Below are 4,096 nucleotides of genomic sequence, written 5' to 3' on the forward strand. Positions count from 1 at the left end.
GGGGTTCTAGGGATTTTCCCCTCTAAAGTAACATAAATCGCCATAACCCAAGCAGTTAGTGGCTTGTGGAGCTGGGTTACCTTTCATTTTAGACTTCATTTTGAACAATAGGCCTAGTTATTTCCTGTAAATCAGGTAGTTTGCGGTTACTAGGGTCTGTTGATCTTTCGTGATGGCTTTTTAAGCAGCATGGTAAGGCGTTATAATTTGTTTCGCCAAAAATAAACGATAACTCCATACCATGCCGAGACTAATGCTAACTGATAAGTGGTGGCAAAAGCTACTTCAACTGATGAAGAACACTGGCCGCATCTATAATAAATCTGAACATAGAATGACCTTTGAAGGAATTCTTTACCGCTTGCGAACAGGAGTTCCATGGCGTGATCTTCCAACAGAGTTTGGGGACTGGAGCACTGTTTATCGTCGCTTTAATCTGTGGTCTAAAAAAGGCCTGTTAGATATACTATTCAAAGAGTTATCAAAACTTTCCGATTATGATTGGGTGTTTGCAGACGGCTCAATAGTCAAAGCTCATCAGCATAGCGCAGGAGCTGCGACACCAGATAATGAGTGTATTGGAAAGAGTCGCGGCGGTAACTCAACGAAAATTCATTTGGTCGTGGATAGCGGTGGATTACCAATCTATTTCGAGCTATCAGAAGGCCAGAGAAATGATATTGCTCGTGCCGAGAGTCTTGTTGACCACCTTAAGGAGGTCAACGTATTTATCGCTGATAAAGGCTATGACAGCGACGCTTTAAGGGCATATGTCAATTCTAAAGGTGGCAAAACCGTTATACCGAAGCGAAATTATGGGCAAGATATCGACAAAGAAAGCATGGATTGGTGTCTCTACAAGTATCGACATTTGGTTGAGAATGCTTTCGCGAGGATAAAGCACTTCCGAGCAATATCAACAAGATATGATAAGTTAGCAAGAAATTACGCCAGTATGGTATCACTGGCGTTTACTATAATGTGGCTGCCGATGTATTGTTGAATAAAATGTGTACAGCAAAGATCAACAGACCCTAGCGAACTGATAAGTGCCGCTTAGATTAATATTCTGCCATGCAACGGGTGATACTTGTCGAGTTATTGCAGCTTTTTCCTCGTCACCAACGTCTTCAAAGTGCAGTAGTAGATGACTTAGGATCATCGAGTTAAAGTAAATAATTGCATTTGCCGTCAAACGGGCACACTCGTTCCAAACGACTATTTCTGATTCGTTTTTTCCGCGGAACTGGTCACGATTGACCGATGCAATGGCTCGCCTGAGGAAATGCCAGGCTTCGCCTCGGTTCAGTGCTCGTTGAACATATTGGCGCAGACTTGCATCATCAATATAATCAAGTAAATATTGGGCTTTGATGAGCCTATTATATTCCGTTAATGCTTGTAATATAGGGTGTCCAGATGGATAACCAGATAATTTGCGTACTAGCAATGCCTGTGTTGTGCGTTTTTCTTGAAGGGATAACACAATACGCTGAATATCCTGCCAGCCTTCCTCAATCACATTCATTTTTATCGGCTTTTTCAGCGCCAGATGCGTATTTCCGTCGTCGCTTTCAGTTACGTTAAATAGGTCATTGATCACACTGGTGAACTGAGCATACCTAGGCGCAAAACTATAACCGCATAAATCCAATAAGGCATAATTAACATGATTAACACCATGGGTGTCGGTTGAGAGTACGTCAGGCTTAAGATCACTAGTATTAGATTGTAGTAAGTCGTAAATATAATGGGACTCATGCTCATTAGATCCTATTATACGGGCATTTAACGCACTATGATTGGCAACTAACGTCATGGCCGTAATACCTTTGTTGGTGCCGAAGTATTTCGAGGAGTAGCGAGTTTTAAAAGTCTCAAGGTGAGTTTCAAATTTTTGCCCATCGGTACTGGCGTGTAGGACGTCTTCTTGGATGTGATAGTGACGGAAAATAGGGAGTGCCGCTACTGCGTTATTGATGATATCACTTGCCTCTTGCAAGGTTTCAGGCCTAATATAATTAGCTTGTATAGTGCTTAGATGCTCATAACTGCGATCAGATATTTGTGCCATCCCATATACGCCACGATGTGTCGCATTCGCAATGAGAATAGCCAATAAATCATCCTGATTGGCGCCTACTTGTTTTTGGATTGGCAGCACGTGTGCGAAGCATTGCATAAAGTTGGTTTCTTGTTCAACATAACGCAACACATCAGCAATACTGACGGGGATCATCTGTTTAAAGAAGGGGTTGTTGACAAATGATCGGGAGCCTTTAACTGGCAGTCGCCATCGTGCGCCACTTCGGCTCTTCATGATCACATTGCGGTTATCACCATTATCAATGTGACGAGCAACATCTTCTAGGGATGTTGCTAAGCGTATTTGTTTTACTTGCAGTAGCTTCTGAATCGGCTGCTTTAGCTTTTCCAACGTTGACGATGCCAATAGATCAGACTGTATTGACGATGCAATTAAGTCGTCTTCTAGCGCACGATATTTAGTGACGTTTGATAAGTAAATTCGACCATTAAGCCGAGAAGCCAGTTGACGGTAAAGCAACCATTCGTATCGCTGTGGATGAACAACATCGTTGTTGAGTAACCATGGACGATGTTTTTGTTGGATAAGTGTACTATCCATTGTTTGCAATGTATTACCTGCTAATAGTTCTGTTTTTGTGGTTCTGAGCTGTGTCACCAATACTTCTGAGCCTTTACCTGCTTGGCATTCAAGACATAGAAACACGGGCCTTAATAACTGTTCAAGTAAGGTGTTTTGATCATCATAATATTGCCATTGATATTCTTCTACTGTGCGTTTTTGCTTTTTTAAGTACAGGCATAGCGTTTCTATATCTTGGTTATTCATTACACTTAATGCTTGTTGCCTAACCGTTGCAAATGGTTGATTATCGTCGATACTGTCATCAACAAACAGATGGAGTAATTCTGCAGCTTTGGTGACATTGTCCGCAGCTGACCTCCATGAATCAAACACTGCCTGTTGGGCAAACGCATGCGCAGCTTCTTGTTGTTTCCGGATATGATGAATAAAACCATCAGTCAGTCGCTCTAAGCTTTGCCGTATGCGTTGAGTCAGAAAACACAGCAACCATAGGTGTTGCTGTGGACGCTTAAAGCGTTTTAGTTTACTACCATAATAATCCACCATTTCACCGAAGTGTTGTTGGTTTTTAGACGATAAGGCTAAGTCCTTAACAGCATCATCAATCTGTCTTGTATAAGGCTGTAACTGATGATAAACAATCAGTTCTTTTTTTAGCTCTGTCACCATAACGCTTTTTGCACCTGCTCGAAGCTGGCTTAAGGAGAGCCCATCTTTGTCATCGATAATAGTATTTAGAAATTCGTGTAGTTCAGATGAAACATGAATACGAAGCTTATTATTTAACCCCTTCTTTACCTGTTGGATAACACGACTGATAAGCTTTTGTAAGACAGTATATTTAGGGATGGCAATTCTATGCGTTGCTAGAGATTCAGCGGCTGCATCGAATAGATAACGAGGCTCAAGCCAAGCTTTGCCGACCATTACAAGATGATCGTACAACGGCGCAAAGTGCAGACTTTCTTCCCATTTCTGATAGTTTAGTAGCCTCAGTATTCTTTGATAAATACGGTCACGCTGCATCTTATTTATGCTGAAAGGCCTGAGCCCTTTGCCTCCTTGAACTTGCGTTGAAATAAACTGCATATCGTTAAAGATGAGGTTAAAGCTAGGTGAAAGAATGACAGGCTTAGACTTAAAATACCCTAATAACGCAATGAAATAGCATCGATGGCTCCTTAGGCGAATGCTTTTCGACTCTGTTAACTCGATCTCGTTTTGCGTAAAATACAATCGTTGCTGTTCAAGGGTTAATAGTGGCGGAGAATATAGATCAAGCTGCTCAGCTTTGGTAAGAATTGAGAGTTCGTTTTTTATAGCCATAGGAATTACGTTAAGTTTAAGGGGTAGTTAACCTCATAATTTGCCATACTTTGGAGAAGTAACCCACCTTTGTATGCCTTTAGATATCGTGAGTATGGCGATTTATGTTACTTTAGAGGGGAAAATCCCTAGAACCCC

The 4,096-nt window shown here is 41.5% G+C and carries 2 protein-coding genes; one reads left to right on the top strand and one right to left on the bottom strand.

What is annotated here, in order from left to right:
* Window positions 1-241: 241 nt before the first annotated feature.
* Window positions 242-1,003 carry an IS5 family transposase gene (locus AC19MV_RS22760; protein ID WP_223417353.1) on the top strand — a complete coding sequence of 254 codons (762 nt, stop codon included), beginning with the start codon at window positions 242-244 and terminating at the stop codon, window positions 1,001-1,003.
* 21 nt (window positions 1,004-1,024) lie between these two features.
* On the opposite strand, the gene AC19MV_RS22765 is transcribed toward AC19MV_RS22760, so the two are convergent.
* Window positions 1,025-3,958, bottom strand: coding sequence for a Tn3 family transposase (locus AC19MV_RS22765; protein WP_498310015.1), 2,934 nt, complete (start codon window positions 3,956-3,958; stop codon window positions 1,025-1,027).
* Window positions 3,959-4,096 lie beyond the last annotated feature (138 nt).

The organism is Shewanella sp. MF05913 (genome assembly GCF_059758095.1).